General features: G+C 73.2%; 15 protein-coding genes. 5 read left to right on the top strand and 10 right to left on the bottom strand.

Translation table 11 applies throughout. The annotated features are described in order from the left end of the window. On the bottom strand, positions 1 to 623 hold a 623-nt coding region (locus ACFW5B_RS18940), incomplete at its 3' end, for a HAMP domain-containing protein (RefSeq protein WP_386440360.1). A gap of 6 nt (positions 624 to 629) precedes the next feature. Further along, positions 630 to 1,283: a response regulator transcription factor gene (locus ACFW5B_RS18945; protein WP_006602630.1), complete on the bottom strand. Its 654-nt coding sequence runs from the start codon at positions 1,281 to 1,283 to the stop codon at positions 630 to 632. 323 nt (positions 1,284 to 1,606) lie between these two features. Here ACFW5B_RS18945 and ACFW5B_RS18950 point away from each other — a divergent pair, with 323 nt between their 5' ends. After that, positions 1,607 to 1,780, top strand: coding sequence for a hypothetical protein (locus ACFW5B_RS18950; RefSeq protein ID WP_386440363.1), 174 nt, complete (start codon positions 1,607 to 1,609; stop codon positions 1,778 to 1,780). Positions 1,781 to 1,861: 81 nt separating this feature from the next. On the opposite strand, the gene ACFW5B_RS18955 is transcribed toward ACFW5B_RS18950, so the two are convergent. Together ACFW5B_RS18955 and ACFW5B_RS18960 are read right to left on the bottom strand one after the other, a co-directional pair. After that, on the bottom strand, positions 1,862 to 2,707 hold the full coding sequence (locus ACFW5B_RS18955; protein ID WP_386440366.1) for an inositol monophosphatase family protein: 846 nt from the start codon (positions 2,705 to 2,707) through the stop codon (positions 1,862 to 1,864). A gap of 45 nt (positions 2,708 to 2,752) precedes the next feature. After that, entirely contained in the window at positions 2,753 to 3,907 is a 1,155-nt protein-coding gene (locus ACFW5B_RS18960) for a ferrochelatase (protein WP_386440369.1), read from the bottom strand. Between the two features lie 181 nt (positions 3,908 to 4,088). Between ACFW5B_RS18960 and ACFW5B_RS18965 the strand changes: the two genes are divergently transcribed. Then, positions 4,089 to 5,366: an MFS transporter gene (locus ACFW5B_RS18965; protein ID WP_386440372.1), complete on the top strand. Its 1,278-nt coding sequence runs from the start codon at positions 4,089 to 4,091 to the stop codon at positions 5,364 to 5,366. A 241-nt stretch (positions 5,367 to 5,607) separates the two neighbouring features. Then, positions 5,608 to 6,951, top strand: a complete 1,344-nt coding sequence (locus ACFW5B_RS18970) for a D-arabinono-1,4-lactone oxidase (RefSeq protein WP_386440375.1) — start codon at positions 5,608 to 5,610, stop codon at positions 6,949 to 6,951. 94 nt (positions 6,952 to 7,045) lie between these two features. Here the strand turns inward: ACFW5B_RS18970 and ACFW5B_RS18975 are convergent, their stop codons facing one another. Continuing rightward, entirely contained in the window at positions 7,046 to 8,209 is a 1,164-nt protein-coding gene (locus tag ACFW5B_RS18975) for a hypothetical protein (RefSeq protein WP_386440378.1), read from the bottom strand. Positions 8,210 to 8,705: 496 nt separating this feature from the next. Between ACFW5B_RS18975 and sepH the strand changes: the two genes are divergently transcribed. Next, a complete protein-coding gene (gene sepH, locus ACFW5B_RS18980; protein WP_386440381.1) occupies positions 8,706 to 9,773 on the top strand; it encodes a septation protein SepH in 1,068 nt (355 codons plus the stop codon). An 89-nt stretch (positions 9,774 to 9,862) separates the two neighbouring features. On the opposite strand, the gene ACFW5B_RS18985 is transcribed toward sepH, so the two are convergent. Further along, on the bottom strand, positions 9,863 to 10,702 hold the full coding sequence (locus tag ACFW5B_RS18985; protein WP_386440383.1) for a sulfurtransferase: 840 nt from the start codon (positions 10,700 to 10,702) through the stop codon (positions 9,863 to 9,865). Between the two features lie 249 nt (positions 10,703 to 10,951). Here ACFW5B_RS18985 and ACFW5B_RS18990 point away from each other — a divergent pair, with 249 nt between their 5' ends. After that, on the top strand, positions 10,952 to 11,749 hold the full coding sequence (locus ACFW5B_RS18990) for a VOC family protein (protein WP_386440386.1): 798 nt from the start codon (positions 10,952 to 10,954) through the stop codon (positions 11,747 to 11,749). Between the two features lie 107 nt (positions 11,750 to 11,856). On the opposite strand, the gene ACFW5B_RS18995 is transcribed toward ACFW5B_RS18990, so the two are convergent. From ACFW5B_RS18995 to ACFW5B_RS19010, 4 genes are all read right to left on the bottom strand, one after another. Continuing rightward, positions 11,857 to 12,522, bottom strand: coding sequence for a thymidine kinase (locus tag ACFW5B_RS18995; RefSeq protein WP_386440389.1), 666 nt, complete (start codon positions 12,520 to 12,522; stop codon positions 11,857 to 11,859). Positions 12,523 to 12,586: 64 nt separating this feature from the next. Beyond that, positions 12,587 to 13,777 carry an alkaline phosphatase family protein gene (locus ACFW5B_RS19000; RefSeq protein ID WP_386440392.1) on the bottom strand — a complete coding sequence of 397 codons (1,191 nt, stop codon included), beginning with the start codon at positions 13,775 to 13,777 and terminating at the stop codon, positions 12,587 to 12,589. Next, entirely contained in the window at positions 13,777 to 14,367 is a 591-nt protein-coding gene (locus tag ACFW5B_RS19005) for a DUF5998 family protein (RefSeq protein WP_159743002.1), read from the bottom strand. The genes ACFW5B_RS19000 and ACFW5B_RS19005 overlap by 1 nt, the downstream gene beginning before the upstream one ends. 38 nt (positions 14,368 to 14,405) lie before the next feature. Then, entirely contained in the window at positions 14,406 to 17,405 is a 3,000-nt protein-coding gene (locus ACFW5B_RS19010; RefSeq protein WP_386440396.1) for a GNAT family N-acetyltransferase, read from the bottom strand. Between the last annotated feature and the right edge of the window lie 98 nt (positions 17,406 to 17,503).

The raw sequence follows: 17,503 nt of genomic DNA on the forward strand, positions 1-17,503 counted from the left end.
TTCGCCACGAACCGCCGCTGCGACTCAAACGCCCGGTCCAGCCGGTCCAGCATCTGATCGAACGTGTCCGCCAGCTCCTTCAGCTCATCATCCGGACCCCCCAGCTCAATCCGCCGATGCAGATCCGAACCCGCCACCCGCTGCGCCGTCCGCGTGATCCGCCCCAACGGCGACAACACCCGCCCCGCCATCGCATAACCAAAAGCGAACGCCACCACCGTCAGGCCGAGCAGGGCCAGCAGGGAGCGGTTGAGGAGGCTGTTGAGGGCCACCGCCCGCTGGTGCTGCAGACAGCTGTTGACGGCCTCCTGGAGCAGCTGCCCGGACGTCTGGGTGGGCAGGTCACAGATGTCGCTGGTCGACTCGAACTTGCCGCCGAGGATCTTCAGCGGCAGCGCGCTGCCGTCGTGCAGCGCGTCGGCGGCCAGCATGTAGATGATCGTGAGCAGCACGATGCCGGCCATCAGGAACATGCCGCCGTACAGCAGCGTCAGCCGTATCCGGATCGTGGGGCGCAGCCACGGGAAGGGCCGGACGTTGACCGGCCGGGGGTCCCAGGTGGGCTTGGGCGGTGCGGACGGCGGCGGGCCGGCCGTCTTGGAGAAGGAGGGCAGGGAAGGCATCGGCGGTCAGATCCGGTATCCCGAGCCGGGGACGGTGACGATCACCGCGGGCTCGCCGAGCTTGCGCCGGAGGGTCATGACGGTGACCCGTACGACGTTGGTGAACGGGTCGGTGTTCTCGTCCCAGGCCTTCTCCAGGAGCTGCTCGGCCGAGACGACCGTGCCCTCGCTGCGCATCAGGACCTCCAGCACCGCGAACTCCTTGGGTGCGAGCTGGACCTCCTTGCCGTCGCGGAAGACCTCGCGCCGATTGGGGTCGAGCTTGATCCCGGCGCGCTCCAGGACCGGCGGCAGCGCGACGGTCGTACGGCGCCCCAGGGCCCGCACCCGCGCGGTCAGCTCGGTGAAGGCGAACGGCTTCGGAAGGTAGTCGTCCGCGCCGATCTCCAGGCCCTCGACGCGGTCGCTGACGTCCCCGGAGGCGGTGAGCATCAGGACGCGGGTGGGCATCCCCAGCTCGACGATCTTGCGGCAGACGTCGTCACCGTGGACGACCGGAAGGTCACGGTCGAGCACGACGACGTCGTAGTCGTTGACCGCGATCCGTTCCAGGGCGGCAGCGCCGTCGTAGACCACGTCGACCGCCATGGCCTCCCGGCGTAGTCCGGTGGCCACCGCATCGGCGAGCAGCTGCTCGTCCTCGACGACGAGAACACGCACGTCGCTAGTCCTTCCTCAGGGCCCTTACGGGCAGGCACAACAAAGTCTGAAAGCTCTTCCATCCTGCCCCGAAGAGCCGTAAACCGGCTGTAAGAGGGGTGCGGGGTGGGTGGAGGACCGGTGAGCGGGGACCGACGGACAGGATTCCCGGGCGGGTTGAGGTTTCCCTGAGGTGGCGGGTGGGGAGGACGACTGCACACCCGCGATCACACCCTGTTTTTCCGGCTACTTGCCATGGACTGATCCATCGCAGGGATCACGCCGTGATCGACCCACCCGTCGGCACACCCCCGTGCCCACCGACCCACGACGAGGGGGCGCACATGGACGCGTTCACCGCAGGCATTTTGCAGCGCATACAGAACACCGAAGCCGATCTGGACCGGGCCCGCGCTGCGGGCGATGACTTCCTCGCCGAGGTCGAGCAGGCAGAGCTCGAGGATCTGCAGCGACTGGCGACCGAGCACGGCGTGCGTCTTGGGGCGGTCAGCGCCTGACCGCCCCAAGACGCACAACGACAGCGCCCCGGCACCCAGGGGAAGGGTGCCGGGGCGCTGTCGTGCCCGGATGGCGTCCGGTCAGTCGTGCCAGGCGCCGAGCCCGTCCAGCAGCGGCTGGAGCTCCGCGAAGAGGTCCGGGGAGGCGGCCAGGATCAGCTCGCCGGAGGGCGCCCGGCCGGGGCGGCCGCCGGTGAGCGCACCGGCCTCGCGGGCGATCAGGGCGCCGGCCGCCATGTCCCAGGGGCTCAGACCGCGCTCGTAGTAGGCGTCGAGCCGGCCGCAGGCCACATCGCACAGGTCGATCGCGGCCGAGCCGCCGCGCCGGATGTCGCGGACCTGCGGCAGCAACGTGCGCAGCACCTCCGCCTGGGCGGCCCGGCGCGCGGCCGTGTAGGAGAAGCCGGTGCCGACCAGCGCCTGGGAGAGCGTCGGTGCGGGCCTGTGGTGGATGCGCTCGCCGTTGTTGAACGCGCCGCGGCCCAGGACGGCCTGGTAGGTCTCGCCGCGCATCGGGGCGGCGACGACCCCGACGACCACCTCGCCGTCCTTCTCCGCCGCGATGGACACCGACCAGGACGGCAGCCCGTAGAGGTAATTGACGGTGCCGTCCACGGGGTCGACGATCCAGCGGACGCCGCTGGTGCCGTCCGTACTGGCGCCCTCCTCGCCCAGGAAGCCGTCGTCCGGGCGGCGCTCCCCCAGGAAGCCCGTGATCAGCTTCTCGGAGGCGATGTCCATCTCGGTGACGACGTCGATGGGGCTGGACTTGGTGGCGGCCACGCCGAGGTCGGCGGGCCGGCCGTCGCGCAGCAGTGTCCCGGCGCGGCGGGCGGCCTCCAGGGCCAGGTCGAGCAGTTCGTCGTAGAGGGCTTCGGCCGGCGCCGGGGCGCTCTGCGGGGCGTCGGGGTGCTGCGGATCGGGCACGATGCTCCTTGCTCGGACGGGCGGGGGTCGGGCGGGCGTACGGGCTTACGCGGGGGCCTCGGCGACCGGGTCCTGCCAGTCGGCGCCGGCGGCGGCCGGGCGCGGTGCGCGCGCGGGGCAGCAGCCGACCGGGCACAGGTCGTGGCTCGCGCCGAGGGCGCCGAGCGCGCAGCGCTCCGGGGTGCCGCCCCGTTCGGTGGCCGCGCGCTCCAGGAGGAGGTCGCGGACGGCCGCGGCGAACCGGGGGTCGGCGCCCACGGTGGCCGACCGGGCGACCGGCAGTCCCAGTTCGGCGGCCTTGGCGGTGGCCTCGGTGTCGAGGTCGTACTTGACCTCCATGTGGTCGGAGACGAACCCGATGGGGACCATGACGACGGCCGGGGCGCCGGCGGCGTGCCGCTCCTCCAGGTGGTCGCAGATGTCCGGCTCCAGCCAGGGGATGTGCGGGGCGCCGCTGCGGGACTGGTAGACGAGCCGCCAGGAGCGCTCCACACCGGTCTCCGCGCGGACGGCGGCGGCGATCGTCCGCGCCACGTCCAGGTGCTGGGCGACGTACGCGCCGCCCTCGCCGCCCTCGGTGTGGTCACCCGGGGTGCCGGAGGTGTCGGCGGCGGCGGTGGGGATGGAGTGGGTGGTGAAGGCGAGGTGGGCGCCGTCCCGTACGTCCTGGGGCAGTGCGGCGAGGGACGCCAGCACCCCGTCGACCATGGGGCGGACGAAGCCGGGGTGGTTGAAGTAGTGCCGCAGCTTGTCGACCTGCGGTACCGGCAGGCCTTCGGACCGCAGGGCGGCGAGTGCGTCGGCGAGGTTCTCGCGGTACTGCCGGCATCCCGAGTACGAGGCGTAGGCGCTGGTCGCCAGTACGGCGATGCGGCGGTGGCCGTCCTGGACCATCGTCCGCAGGGTGTCGGTCAGGTAGGGGGCCCAGTTGCGGTTGCCCCAGTAGACGGGCAGGTCCAGGCCGTGTTCGGCGAAGTCGCTGCGCAGCGCGTCCAGCAGCTCGCGGTTCTGGGCGTTGATGGGGCTGACGCCACCGAACAGGAAGTAGTGCTGCCCCACCTCCTTGAGGCGCTCACGGGGGATGCCGCGGCCGCGGGTGACGTTCTCCAGGAACGGGACGACGTCGTCGGGGCCTTCGGGGCCGCCGAACGACAGCAGCAGGAGAGCGTCATAGGGGCTGGGATCACGCTGTTCGGGCATGCCACCGATCCTGCCACCCCTTCCACGGGGGCGGCGGGCAGGTCCCGGTGCGGACCGGAGCCTGCGGCACCGGAGTCCGGCCCGGAAATCCAGGGGCGGACGACGGCGGGCCGCCCGTAAGCTGTATCGGCCACAGACGTCCCTTACCGATCTTCGGTTTCTCACCGGCGGAGCATCCCCGTTGCCCAGTCCCTACCGCGCCATCTTCGGCCGCCCCGGCACCACGTCGTTCTCCGCCGCGGGACTGCTGGGCCGGATACCGGTGTCGATGATGGGCATCGGCATCGTCACGATGATCTCCCAGCTGACCGGCCGCTACGGCCTGGCGGGCGCGCTGTCGGCGACCCTCGCGCTGTCCGCGGCGGCCATCGGCCCGCAGATCTCCCGGCTGGTGGACCGGCACGGGCAGAGCCGGGTGCTGCGGCCGGCGACCCTGGTGTCGGTCACCGCGGTCGCCGGTCTGCTGCTGACCGCGCAGCAGGGCTGGCCGGACTGGCTGCTGTTCGTCTTCGCGGCCTGTGCGGGGTGTGTGCCGAGCGTCGGCTCGATGATCCGGGCGCGCTGGGCGGAGATCTACCGGGGCTCCCCGCACGAACTGCACACCGCGTACGCGTGGGAGTCGATCGTCGACGAGACGTGCTTCATCGTCGGGCCGATCCTGTCCATCGGCCTGTCCACCGCGTGGTTCCCGGAGGCCGGTCCGCTGCTGGCCGCCTGTTTCCTCGCCGCCGGGGTCTTCTGGCTGACGGCACAGCGGGCGACGGAACCGGTGCCGCATCCGCGCGAGCAGCACACCAAGGGGTCGGCGCTGCGCTCGCCGGGGCTGCAGGTGCTGGTGGTGACGTTCGTGGCGACCGGCGCGATCTTCGGGGCGGTTGACGTGGTGACCGTGGCCTTCGCCGAGGAGGCCGGGCGGAAGGCCGCGGCCAGTCTGGTGCTGGCGGTCTACGCGCTCGGCTCCTGTCTGGCCGGCGCCGTCTTCGGGCTGCTGCGGCTCACGGGGCATCCGTCCCGGAGGTGGGTGGCCGGGGTCGGCGCCATGGCGGTGAGCATGGTGCCGCTGCAGCTGGTGAGTTCACTGCCGCTGCTCGCCGTCGCGCTGTTCATCGCGGGGCTGTCCGTCGCCCCGACGATGGTGACCACGATGGCGCTGATCGAGGAGCACGTCCCGCGGTCGAAGCTGACCGAGGGCATGACCTGGACCAGCACCGGCCTGGCCGTGGGCGTCGCGCTGGGTTCGTCGGCGGCCGGCTGGGTGGTGGACGCGGCGGGTGCCGCCCGCGGCTATCTGGTGCCGGGGGCTGCCGGTCTGCTCGCCGCGCTGGTGGCGTGCACCGGCTACCGCAGGCTCCGTCCGCGTGCCGTCGCTCCGCCCGGGGGACCGGCCGCGGCCGGCGCGCTGTCCGGCCGGGACGAGACCCCCTCCGCGGAACGGCAGGACGAGGAGCCCGTCGGGTAGGGCCGTCCCGGCGGGGCGGCGGACCGGACCGAGCTGCTCCGGTGCCCCTCACCGAACAGGCGCCTCCCGCCTACGAGTTACCGGCGGTACGACATATCCGGTAGCCGGCCGGTTCCAGCCGGCTACCCGCCCGTGTGATTCCCGTCACCCCGCCTGGAAGCCCCGTCGGCGACTGACATCATGCGCTCACACCAACGGCGGCCGCACGCGGCCGGCCCGCGCGGAGGGAGGGGACGTCACCATGGCAGTCAGCAACGCCGTCGGCGGCTCGGGAGGGCGCGCTCCGACCACCGGCCGGTGGCGCAACTGGGCGGGCAATGTCACCGCCCGGCCCGCCCGCAGCGTGGCCCCGGCGACCACCGAGGAGCTGGCGGCCGCGGTCCGCGCCGCCGCCGCGGACGGGCTGACGCTCAAGGCGGCGGGCACCGGCCACTCCTTCACCCCCGCCGCCGTGACCGACGGGTTGCTGATCCGCCCCGAGCGGCTGACCGGCGTCCGTACGGTCGACCGCGCGGCCGGGACGGTGACGGTGGCGGCGGGCACACCGCTCAAGCACCTCAACGCCACCCTGGCCGCGCACGGACTGTCGCTGACCAACATGGGCGACATCATGGAGCAGACCGTCTCCGGGGCGGCCGCCACCGGCACCCACGGGACGGGCCGTGACTCGGCGTCGATCGCCGCCCAGATCACCGCCCTCGAACTGGTCACCGCCGACGGCTCGGTCCTGACCTGCTCCGCCGGGGAGAACCCGGAGGTCTTCGGCGCGGCCCGGCTGGGCCTGGGCGCCCTCGGCGTGATCAGCGAGCTGACCTTCGCCGTGGAGCCGGAGTTCCTGCTGACCGCCCGCGAGGAGCCGATGCCCTTCGACGAGGTGACGGACCGGTTCGACGAGCTGGTCGCCGAGAACGAGCACTTCGAGTTCTACTGGTTCCCGCACACCGGCAGCTGCAACACCAAGCGCAACAACCGCAGTCAGGGCCCGGCGGCGCCGCCGGGCAGGGTCAGCGGCTGGATCGAGGACGAGCTGCTGTCCAACGGGGTGTTCCAGCTCGCCTGCGCCGTCGGCCGGACGGTGCCGGCCGCCATACCGGGCATCGCCAAGATCTCCAGCCGCGCGCTGTCGGCCCGTACGTACACCGACATCCCTTACAAGGTGTTCACCTCGCCGCGGCGGGTTCGGTTCGTGGAGATGGAGTACGCGCTGCCCCGCGCGGCCGCGGTCGCGGCGCTGGGCGAACTGAAGGCACTGGTGGAACGCTCGGACTTCAAGGTCAGCTTCCCCGTCGAGGTACGCACCGCGCCGGCCGACGACATCCCGCTGTCCACCGCCTCGGGCCGGGAGACCGTGTACCTCGCCGTCCACATGTACCGGGGCACACCGCACCAGGCGTACTTCGCGGCCGCCGAGCGGATCATGACGGCGCACGACGGGCGGCCGCACTGGGGGAAGCTGCACACCCGTGACGCCGCCTATCTCGCCGACGCCTATCCGCGGTTCGGTGAGTTCACCGCGGTGCGCGACCGGCTCGACCCGGAGCGCCGCTTCGCCAATCCGTATCTGCGGCGCGTTTTGGGGGACTGACCGACGACGGCGGCCGCGCCCCGGCACCCATAGGGCACCGATGCGCGGCCGCCGCGGGTCCGCCCGGCGGCCGTCCCGGGGGACGGCCGCCGGATCAGGAGGCTCCGGGAGCCGGGGCCTCCGCCTCGGAGTCCTGCTGACGCTGCCGGTCCCCCTGGTCCTGGCCACCGGTCGCACCGTCGCCGGTGCCACCGTCGCCGGCGGACTCGCTCGGCCCCGGGGCAGGGGACGAGGGCGCGTCGGGGTCCGGCGAGGTCTTGTCGCTGTCGGACGGGCTCGGGGCCGGCGACGGGGAGTCGCCGTCGGTTCCCTTGCCGGCACCGGCGTCCTCCGACGTGCCGGGCTCCGGGTTCTTCGGCTCACCGTTGTCGCCGTGGCGCCGGCCGTCCTCCGGGGAACCGGAGTCGGGCGACCGCGGCGTACCGGGCTGCTGCCGGCTTCCGCCCCCGGTATGCGTGATGTTGCTCAGCGTGGTGCCCTTCTCGCCGCTGGGCGTCTGCCCGGTGACCAGCTCGGTTCCGGTGACCACCCCCATGGCGAGCACGAAGACCGCGAGTGCACCGAGCGCCGGCCGCTTCCAGCCGCGCAGCCGGGTGCCGTAGGTCGCGGCGCTGAGCTCCTCGGGCGGTCCGGCCGGGCGGACGGGTCCCCGCGCCGTGGTCCGCGCGTCGAGGCGCGGCACCAGCTGCGTCCGGTCGGCGGGCCGCCCGTGGCCCGCGCCGTCCGCCGTGCGCGGGGCGCCGATCGCGCCGTGGCCGGCGTGCAGCATCCGCGTCGGGCTGTCGGCCCCCTGAGCCGGGTGGGCACTCGCCGGATCACGGCGGCGGGCCTGTTCGGCCCGCGGGATGAGCTGGGTACGGGCGGTGTCGCGCCCGGGTGTCCCGGCGGCGACGGAGGTGACCTCGTCCTCCGTGCCCTGCTTGTCGAAGGTCGGCAACACCAGCGTGGTGCCGGCCTGCCGGGCGTCGGGTGCGGTGGATCGAGTGCGGGAGGAGAAGCGGCGCGGCCTCGGCCGGGTGGAGACCGTGGCCTCCTTGATCTGTTCGCCGGTGCGCCGGAACAGATAGTGGAATATCGAGCCGCCGGTCGTGGCCACGACACTGACCAGACCCGCGCCGATGATGGTTCCGTAGACGCCGAGCCGGCCCGCGAGGTACGCGGCGACGGCCGCAGCGAGCGCGCTGCCGGCAACCTGAGCCACGCTCAGGTCTATCCGCTTCTCCTTCTTCTTCGTGTCGGTTTCGGTTTCTTCGTCCATCTCCAACCTTTGATAGCCCCTTCGATCCATCTTGCATGGAGAAGTGACCATTCGGCGGAGCCATTAGTTCCGATTTTGGGGAATCTGTGAAACTTGCCACCTGCGTCCCAGGTAGAGAGGTCGACAAGACGACCGAACCCCGTTGCCTGCCCAGAAGTTCGGCGGCGCGGCGGTCCACCTAAGTGGTCCAAATGGAGTACTGTGGCGAGCCCTGGCCCCGGTTCCCGTCCGGCTGCCCGGAACCCGCGGGAGGGGCCCTGAAGGCGGCACTCGCCCGGGGCGCCGCCGCTCGGCACGGGTGCACGGCGACAGGACAAGCGATACGGTCACTGAGCGTGGCGAACAGGTAACCGTGTCATAACGGCGTTTCAGGGCCAAGCCCCGACACGCCGGGCAACTCGGCAATGTTGTGGCAGGCTGCACCCGGGCAGGCCACACTCGACTAGCGGAAGCAGCGACGCACGTGACGTCGGCAGGCACCACCCGGGAGGTCCCCATGCCCGAACTGCGTGTCGTGGCCGTCTCCAACGACGGCACACGGCTGGTGCTCAAAGCTGCGGACAGCACCGAGTACACGCTTCCGATCGACGAACGGCTGCGCGCCGCGGTCCGCAACGACCGTGCGCGCCTGGGCCAGATCGAGATCGAGGTCGAGAGCCATCTGCGGCCACGGGACATCCAGGCTCGTATAAGAGCAGGCGCCTCCGCGGAAGAGGTCGCCCAGCTGGCCGGCATCCCCGTCGACCGGGTGCGCCGCTTCGAGGGCCCGGTGCTCGCCGAGCGTGCGTTCATGGCCGAGCGGGCCCGGAAGACCCCGGTGCGGCGCCCCGGCGAGAACACCGGTCCGCAGCTCGGTGAGGCGGTCGCGGAGCGGCTGCTGCTGCGCGGCGCCGACAAGGAGAGCGTCCAGTGGGACTCCTGGCGCCGGGACGACGGCACCTGGGAGGTGCTGCTGGTCTACCGCGTCGCGACCGAACCGCACTCGGCGAGCTGGACCTACGACCCGCCGCGGCGGCTCGTCCAGGCCGTGGACGACGAGGCGCGGGCGCTGATCGGCGAGAGCGATGACACACCCGAGCCGAGCTTCCCGTTCGTACCGCGGATCGCGCGGCTGCCGCGTGACCGGCCGCTGGACCGCGCGCTGGACCGGCAGTCGTCCGAGCGCGGCGACCGCGCCGCGCAGTCCGGTGGTGACGACGACGAGCCGCAGGTCCTCGAGGAGGCCGCCGCGGGTGAGCGGGAGCGGGATTCGCTGACCAGCCTGCTGGAGGCGGTGCCGAGCTTCCGTGGCGACATGGTCGTACCGGAGAGCGCGAAGGCGGCGCAGAGCGAAGAGGAGTCCGAGGCGGAGGTCGAGGAGCCGCCCGCCCCGGCGGCCAGCGCGGGCGCGGGTTCCGCGTACGCCGATGTGCTGATGCCGCGTGCGGTGGCCGGGCACCGTGACCGGCTGACCGGGACGACGGACCGGCAGGCCGAGGCGGACGGCGTACGGCCGGGACGCCGTGCCGCGGTACCCAGTTGGGACGAGATCGTCTTCGGTACCCGGCGCAAGAAACCGGAGTAACGCGCCGCCCGCGCTTACGTGTCACGCCGTCCGCCCGTTCCGGCTTCCCGGGGCGGGCGGACGGCTGTGTGTGGCCTCGTGGCGGGGGCTCAGCCGGGCTGCGGGCCGGTGGCGACGGGGCGGGAGGGGTCGGACGACCATTCGCTCCAGGAGCCGACGTACAGCGCGGCGGGGATGCCCGCGACGGCGAGGGCGAGCACCTGGTGGGCGGCGGAGACCCCGGAGCCGCAGTAGACGCCGACCTCCACGTCCTCGGTGGCGCCGAGCGACGCGAACCGCTTGGCCAGGTCCGCTGCGTCCCGGAAGACGGTGTCGCCCTCGACGACGTTCTCCGTCGTCGGCGCGGACACGGCGCCCGGGATGTGGCCGGCGACCCGGTCAAGGGGCTCGACCTCGCCGCGGTAGCGCTCGCCGGCCCGCGCGTCCAGCAGGACGCCGCGGCGGGCCAGGGCGGCCGCGTCGTCCGCCGTGAGCAGTGGCAGCGCGCCGGGGAGCGGCGTGAAGTCACCGGCCTGCGGCGTCGGTTGGTCGACGCTCATCGCGCCGCCGGACGCCTTCCAGGCTGCGAGGCCGCCGTCCAGCACCCGCACATCGGGGTGCCCGGTCCAGCGCAGCAGCCACCAGGCGCGCGCGGCCGCCCAGCCCTGGCCGCCGTCGTAGACGACCACGGGGCGGTCTCCGCTGACGCCGGCGGCCCGCATGGCCCCGGCGAAGACATCCAGGTCGGGGAGCGGGTGACGGCCCGCCGGGCCGGGTGGCGCGGCCAGCTCGGCGTCGAGGTCGACATAGACCGCGCCGGGGACATGACCGGCCGCGTACTCGGGACGGCCGGGCGGACCGCCGAGCTGATAGCGGACGTCCAGGAGCACCGGAGGAGTGGGGCGTGCCAACTCGCTCGCGAGTTCGGTAGCGGTGATGATGGCGTTCATGGGACTCATCCTTGCGTAGCGACGACTACGTACGGAGGGTGGGTGCCCACCCTCCGTATGGCGCAGTTACACCCTGCCGTAACTCCGCCGGAACGGGTGGCGAACCCGAAAACGGGCATTCTCCCTCGCGAACGTGCCCTGAACGGCGCGGCCGGGGCCCACACCAGGTCACCGGGTGCGAGCATCTGCACGGGCCCCGCGCCCGTACCGCACGTGGTCAGCACCCGACGCTCCGAGGAGAGAGTGACAATGACGACCGAGGCAGCGACCCGGCGGATGCCCGGCGCGCCCTGCTGGGTGAGCCTCTTGGCTCACAGCCTGCCCACGACGCAGGAGTTCTACGGCGCGCTGTTCGGCTGGGAGTTCCGCCCGGGGCCGCAGCACTTCGGTCCCTACGCCCGTGCCTTCCTCGACGGCCGGGAAGTCGCCGGGGTCGGCGAGCTGCTGCCCGACCGCGCGCTCCCGGTCTCCTGGACCACGTATCTGGCCAGCGACGACGCGGATGTGACGGCAGAACAGATCCGCTCCTGCGGTGGGACGGTGGGCGTCGGGCCGCTGGACGCCGACGACGACACGGGGCGGATGGCGATCGCCTCCGACCCGCAAGGGGCGATCTTCGGCGTCTGGCAGGGCAGATCGATGATGGGCACCACGTTCACCGGGGAGCCCGGCACCGCGGTGTGGAACGAGCTGGTCACCCGGGACACCGAGTCCGTCGGCACGTTCTACGAGCACGTCTTCGGCTTCGAGACGGAACCGCTGCGCCCGGACGGCTCCCCCGAATCCGCCGGTTTCGAGGACTATCTGACGCTGCATCTCAAGGACCACCCGGTGGCCGGCATCCACGGTGTGGGCGGTGCCCTGCCGCGCGACCGGGGCTCCCACTGGATGACCTACTTCGCCGTCTCCGATACGGACGCGGCCGCCCGCCGGGTGGCCGAGCTGGGCGGTCAGGTGCTGGACGGCGCCCGGGACTCCGCGCACGGCCGGCTGGCAACCGTCACCGACAGCGAGGGCGCCGTTTTCACGCTCGTCCAGCGGCGCTGAAGGCCGGCTCACGGCCGGACCGCGTCAACGTCCGGTGAGGGGGCGCCACCCGACCGTGTGGAGGCGCACAGGGGCGCAACCGGCGCCATCGCCCCGGCGGGCCGCTCCTACTTCGCGCTGTCGACCGGCAGGACGTCCGGGGAGAGCGCGGCCGCGCGGGCGGTCGCCGAGGTCTGGCGGCGGCTGTGGTGACGCCGGCACAGCACCTCGTAGCCGACCTCGGCCGGCGGGCCGTCCGCCTCACCGACGACATCGCCGACCACGACCTGCGCGCCCTCGACGACCATCCGGCTGCCGACCGTGCGGGCGTTGTGCGTGGCGCGGGCGCCGCACCAGCACAGCGCCTCGACCTGCAACACCTCCACCCGGTCGGCCAGTTCGACCAGGCGCTGGGAGCCGGGGAAGAGCTTGCTGCGGAAATCGGTGGTGATGCCGAAGGCGAAGACGTCCAGTTCGAGGTCGTCGACGACCCGGGCGAGCTGGTCGATCTGTTCGGGGGCGAGGAACTGGGCCTCGTCGGCGATGACGTAGTCGATCCGCCCGCCGGAGGAGAGACGTCCGACGACATGCGCGTAGAAGTCCATGCCGTCCGCGGCCTCGACGGCCTCGGTGACCAGCCCGAGGCGGGAGGAGAGCTTGCCGTGACCGGCCCGGTCGTTGCGGCTGTAGATCATTCCCTGCAGTCCGCGGGAGGAGCGGTTGTGCTCGATCTGCAGAGCGAGTGTCGACTTGCCACAGTCCATCGTTCCGGAGAAGAACACCAGCTCGGGCATGGGAAGTTGCGGGCCTTTCGGGCTCGTGGGTGGGGGGCGCGGGGCGGGCGAGCGGCCTGCGGGGTCAGGTGCGGACTTCCAGGAGCGGGACCAGCTGCTCCACCGGGGTCATCGAGCCGTGCATCCCGACCATCTCCGACTCCCGGGGCTCCCGTTCGGTCGCGATGATCACGATGTCGGCATGGGCGGCCGCCACGACATCGCCGATCCGGGCCCGCACCCGGTCGTCGACCTGCGGGCCGAACCACCCGGCGGCGATGGCCTCTTCACGGCTCGCCACCCACATCTGCTCGCCGACCACCTCGCGCCATACGGCGAGTACGTCGGAGGCCGCCCCCGGATGGGCGTACACATGCCGGGCCCGCCCCTCGCCGCCCAACAGGCGTACGCCGGCGCGCAGTTCCCAGTCCTCGTCGAAGTCGATCCGGGACTCGGGGCCGAAGGGGATGTCGATCATGCCGTGGTCGGCGGTGATGTAGAGGGCGCTGCGCGGCGGGAGCTGCTCGGCGAGCCGCTGTGCGAGCCGGTCGACGTACATCAACTGGCCGCGCCAGGCGTCGGAGTCGACGCCGTAGCGGTGTCCCTTGCCGTCGACCTCGGAGTAGTACGTGTAGACCAGCGAACGGTCGCCCGCGGCGAGTTGTTCGGCGGCGAGGTCCATCCGCTCCTCGCCGGAGAGCCGGCCGTGGAAGGTGCCGCCGCTGAGGGCGACCTTGGTGAGCGGGGTGTGCTGGAAGTTCGGTGCGGAGACCTGGCAGGTGTGGACGCCGGCGGCGTCGGCGAGCTGGAAGACCGTCGGGTAGGGCTGCCAGACGTGGGGGTCGGTCCACGGAGACCAGCGCAGCTGGTTCATCAGGGCGCCGGTCGCCGGGTCCTCGCAGGTGTAGCCGGGCAGGCCGTGGGCGCCCGGCGGAAGTCCGGTGCCGACCGAGGCGAGGGAGGTGGCGGTGGTGGAGGGGAAGCCCGCGGTGAGGGGCCGGCCGCTGCCGTTGAACGACGTGCCCAGGAGCGAGGTGAGGAAGGGGGCCTCCTCCGGGTGGGCACGCAGCAGCTGCCAGCCGAGGCCGTCGATCAGGAATACGCACGCCCGGTCGGCGGGCGCCAGCTCCATCGCGCCGGTGACGCCGGGTATGCCCAGTCCGGCGGCGACGGTGGGCAGCAGATCGGCGAGGGAGGCGGAGCCGTAGCGCGGCACCGGGGCGCCGAGCGGGTCGAGAGGTTCGGGTTCCGGCCAGGCGGGGGCGGTGTGGACCATCAGCGGGCGGTGGTGGCCGCGGTGGCCTCGGAGAGCGCCTGGGCGAAGGTGAGCGTCTCGCGCACCGAGTCGGGGCCGTCGCCGGCCTCGCTGACCCGCAGCGAGAGGTCGTCGGCGGTGGAGGAGCCCGTGTAGCCGTGGTCCGCCTCGCAGTTGGGGTCACCGCAGGCGGCGGGCTCCAGGTCCAGGCGGGCGACCGCGCCCCAGCCGATGGTCAGCACGACCTCGCGGGGCAGCTGGCCCGGGGTGTACGACTCCGGGTTGGCGACGACCCGGCTGAGCACCACGGAGGAGATCCGGCCCAGCTTGACGGACTCGGTGGAGGTGGTGGCGTACGGCGACGGGGAGGTGGCGTCGGCGGCCTGCTCGTCGGTGTGGCTGACGATGAAGCGGGTGCCGGTCAGGACGAGGACCGTGACATGGCGGCGGACCTCGTTGGCGTCGAAGGTCGTCTCTTGATGGACGAGGTACGACACCACCGGCTCACCACCGACCGCGGCCTGCACCGCCTCGGCCACGAGCGTCGGGTAATAGCCACTGCGCTCGATCGCCGCGCGCAGCCCCTGGGTCGTCGTACCGGTCTTAGCCATGGGGTCCATCTTACGGGGCGCACCGGGCCGCGAGACCCTCAGTAGACGGGCAGCCGGCGGGGGCCGAGGTCAGTCGTGGCGGGCGCCCTGGCCAGCCGGACGGTGGCGCCCAGGACGGAGAGGCCCTGTGCGGCGACGACGACCGGTTCGAGGTCGACGCCGACGACCTCGGGGTGGTCGTCGACGAGCCGGGAGACGCGCAGCAGCAGCTCCGCAAGGGCGCCGGTGTCCACGGGCTGGGAGCCGCGCCATCCGAACAGCAACGGGGCGGCGCGGATCGAGCGGATCTGCTCGGCGACCTCGCGGTCGGTGGCGGGGATGAGGCGGTGGGCGATGTCGCCGAGCAGCTGGGAGGGCGCCCCGGCCAGGCCGAACGAGAGGACGGCGCCGGCGGCGGGGTCGATGGCGGCACGGACGACCGTGTCCACGCCGCGCGGCACCATGGACTGGACGACCGGGCGCAGCTCCTCCGGGGAGCCGAGGTAGTCGGTCAATTCGGCGTAGGTGCGGCGGAGTTCGGTCTCGCCGGCGATGTCCAGGCGGACGCCGCCGAGATCGGGGCGGTGGCGCAGGTGGGGGGCGGTGGTCTTGAGGGCCACCGGATAGCCGAGGCGGGCGGCGGCGCGGACGGCGGTGTCCGGGTCGGGGGCCGGGAGGACGGGGCGGGTGTGGATGCCGTAACGGGCGAGCAGGGCCTCGGCGTCCTGGGGCGGCACCGGGACGGAGCGTCCGTTGGGGACGTCAGGGGTGAGCCGGTCCAGGAGGCGTTCGATGTCGGCGCCGGCGGCGGCCTCCTGGATGTCGTCGTACTCGGGCACCCGCCCCGGGTCGGCCGCCTCCCGGCGCCAGGCGGCGTAGCGGACGGCCTCGGCGAGCGAGCGGACGGCGCGCTCGGCGGCGGGGTAGGCGGGGATGCGGAGGGGCTCGCGGCGGGGGCGGCGCGGCGGCTCGGCCTCGGCATCGCGGGCCGGGGGCGCCTGCCGTGCGGCGAGAGTGGGCGGTGGGCCCGGGGGCGCCGGGGGGCGTGGGAAGTGGGACGGGGCGGGCGGGACCGGTGGGGGCGCCGGGGCCGGGGCCGGGTCCAGGGGGCGGGCCGCCGGCTCGGGGTGGCCTCCCTCGTCCGGGTCGGTAGCTGCCGGCCCGGCCGGCTGGGCCGGCGCCGCGAGCGTCTCGGCCAGGTCGTCCATCGCGAGGTGCACGACCGTGACCGGCTTCTCCGGGTGGGCGGTCGCCGCCGTGCGCAGGGCGTCGGCGAGCGCGGCGCCCTCGCTGCCGCCCGGGGAGACGGCGGCCCCCTCCCCCACCCAGGGGATGGCCGTGACAACTACGGCGTCGCAGCCGTCGGCGGACAGTGCCTCGGCGAGCGCGGCCCGGAAGTCGTCGGGACTCGCGGCGGAGGCCAGGACTCGGGGGCGCTGCGGGCGCAGCCCCTCGGTCAGACAGGCGTCGTAGGCCAGCAGCGCCAGCGACTCGGAGTTGCCGAGGATGGCGATCCGCGGGCCCGCCGGCAGCGGCTGGGAGGCCAGCAGCAGCCCGGCATCGATCAGTTCGGTGACCGTGTCGACGCGGATCACGCCGGCCTGGCGCATCAGGGCGGCGACGGTGCTGTCGGGCACCCGGACGGTGGGCACGGCGTGGCCGGGCGGGGCGGTGCCGTTGTGCCGGGCACCCTTGGCGACCACCACCGGTTTGACGGCGGCGGTGCGGCGGGCGAGCCGGGCGAACTTGCGGGGGTTGCCGATGGACTCCAGATAGAGGATCACGACATCGGTGTCCGGGTCCTCGTACCAGTACTGGAGCAGGTCGTTGCCGGAGACGTCGGCGCGGTTGCCGGCCGAGACGAAGGCGGAGATGCCGGCGATGCCGCCGTCGCCGGGACCGCGCGCGTGCAGCCCGCTGAGCAGCGCGATGCCGATGGCGCCGGACTGGGTGAACAGGCCGATGTGGCCGGCGCCGGGCATCTGCGGGGCGAGGGAGGCGTTCAGCCGGACGCCCGGGGCGGTGTTTATCAGGCCGAAGGCGTTGGGCCCGATCAGCCGCATGCCGTACGAGCGGGCCTGGCGGAGCAGATCGCGCTGCCGCTCCCGGCCGTCCGGGCCCGCTTCGGCGTAGCCGGAGGACAGCACCAGGACGCCCTGGACACCGTGCTCGCCGCAGTCACGGATCGCGTCGGGGACGCGGTCGGCGGGGACGGCGATGACGGCGAGGTCGACCGGGTCGGTGACCTCCCGCAGGCTGCGGACGGCCGGTACGTCTTCGGGGTCCAGCCGCCGCAGGCCCTCGGGGAAGGCGTGGTTGACGGCGTGCACCCGGCCCGTGAAGCCGGAGTCCAGGAGGCTGCGCAGGGCGGTGCGGCCGACGCCGCCGGGGGCCCGGCCGGTACCGATGACGGCGACCGAACCCGGCGCGAGCAGCCGTTGTACGGAGCGGGCCTCGGCGCGCTGTTCACGGCCGCGCATCACGGCCATGGACTGTTCGGTCGGCTCCAGGTCGAACTCGAGCCGGACGACGCCGTCCTCGAAGGTGCGCTTGTGGGTGTAGCCGGCGTCCGTGAACACCTTGATCATCTTGGAGTTGGCCGGGAGCACCTCGGCGGCGAACCGGCGGATGCCGCGTTCGCGGGCGACGGCCGCGATGTGCTCCAGGAGGGCGGAGGCGACGCCGCGGCCCTGGTGGGCGTCCTGGACGAGGAAGGCGACCTCGGCCTGGTCGTCCTCGGGGCTCTTGGCGGGCAGTCCCTGGTCGTTGATCCGGTCGTAGCGGACGGTGGCGATGAACTCGCCGCCGACCATGGCGGCGAGCCCGACCCGGTCGACGTAGTCGTGGTGGGTGAAGCGGTGCACATCGCGGGCGGACAGCCGCGGGTAGGGCGCGAAGAAGCGGTAGTACTTCGACTCGTCCGAGACCTGCTCGTAGAAGGAGACCAGCCGCTCGGCGTCATCGGGGGTGATGGGGCGGATCCGCGCCGTGCCGCCGTCACGCAGCACCACGTCGGCTTCCCAGTGAGTCGGATACGCGTGCTCCGGCGGCGTCTGCATGCGGACAGCGTACGACCGGCCACCGACAACCGGCCCGGCGCGCGTAGGCTCGAAATGCGGGGCAGGCCGGGACACCGCAGGACGCACGGTCTGCCGGG

Origin of the sequence: Streptomyces sp. NPDC058773 (genome assembly GCF_042746015.1) — a bacterium.
GTDB lineage: Bacteria > Actinomycetota > Actinomycetes > Streptomycetales > Streptomycetaceae > Streptomyces.

What these genes read in the sequence shown, in the direction of transcription:
- ACFW5B_RS19010 (WP_386440396.1), bottom strand. Translation starts at nt 17,405, where the DNA reads ATGCAGACGCCGCCGGAGCACGCGTATCCGACTCACTGGGAAGCCGAC.
- ACFW5B_RS18960 (WP_386440369.1), bottom strand. Translation starts at nt 3,907, where the DNA reads ATGCCCGAACAGCGTGATCCCAGCCCCTATGACGCTCTCCTGCTGCTG.
- ACFW5B_RS19005 (WP_159743002.1), bottom strand. Translation starts at nt 14,367, where the DNA reads ATGGCTAAGACCGGTACGACGACCCAGGGGCTGCGCGCGGCGATCGAG.
- ACFW5B_RS18985 (WP_386440383.1), bottom strand. Translation starts at nt 10,702, where the DNA reads ATGAACGCCATCATCACCGCTACCGAACTCGCGAGCGAGTTGGCACGC.
- ACFW5B_RS18990 (WP_386440386.1), top strand. Translation starts at nt 10,952, where the DNA reads ATGACGACCGAGGCAGCGACCCGGCGGATGCCCGGCGCGCCCTGCTGG.
- sepH (WP_386440381.1), top strand. Translation starts at nt 8,706, where the DNA reads ATGCCCGAACTGCGTGTCGTGGCCGTCTCCAACGACGGCACACGGCTG.
- ACFW5B_RS19000 (WP_386440392.1), bottom strand. Translation starts at nt 13,777, where the DNA reads ATGGTCCACACCGCCCCCGCCTGGCCGGAACCCGAACCTCTCGACCCG.
- ACFW5B_RS18975 (WP_386440378.1), bottom strand. Translation starts at nt 8,209, where the DNA reads ATGGACGAAGAAACCGAAACCGACACGAAGAAGAAGGAGAAGCGGATA.
- ACFW5B_RS18970 (WP_386440375.1), top strand. Translation starts at nt 5,608, where the DNA reads ATGGCAGTCAGCAACGCCGTCGGCGGCTCGGGAGGGCGCGCTCCGACC.
- ACFW5B_RS18995 (WP_386440389.1), bottom strand. Translation starts at nt 12,522, where the DNA reads ATGCCCGAGCTGGTGTTCTTCTCCGGAACGATGGACTGTGGCAAGTCG.
- ACFW5B_RS18950 (WP_386440363.1), top strand. Translation starts at nt 1,607, where the DNA reads ATGGACGCGTTCACCGCAGGCATTTTGCAGCGCATACAGAACACCGAA.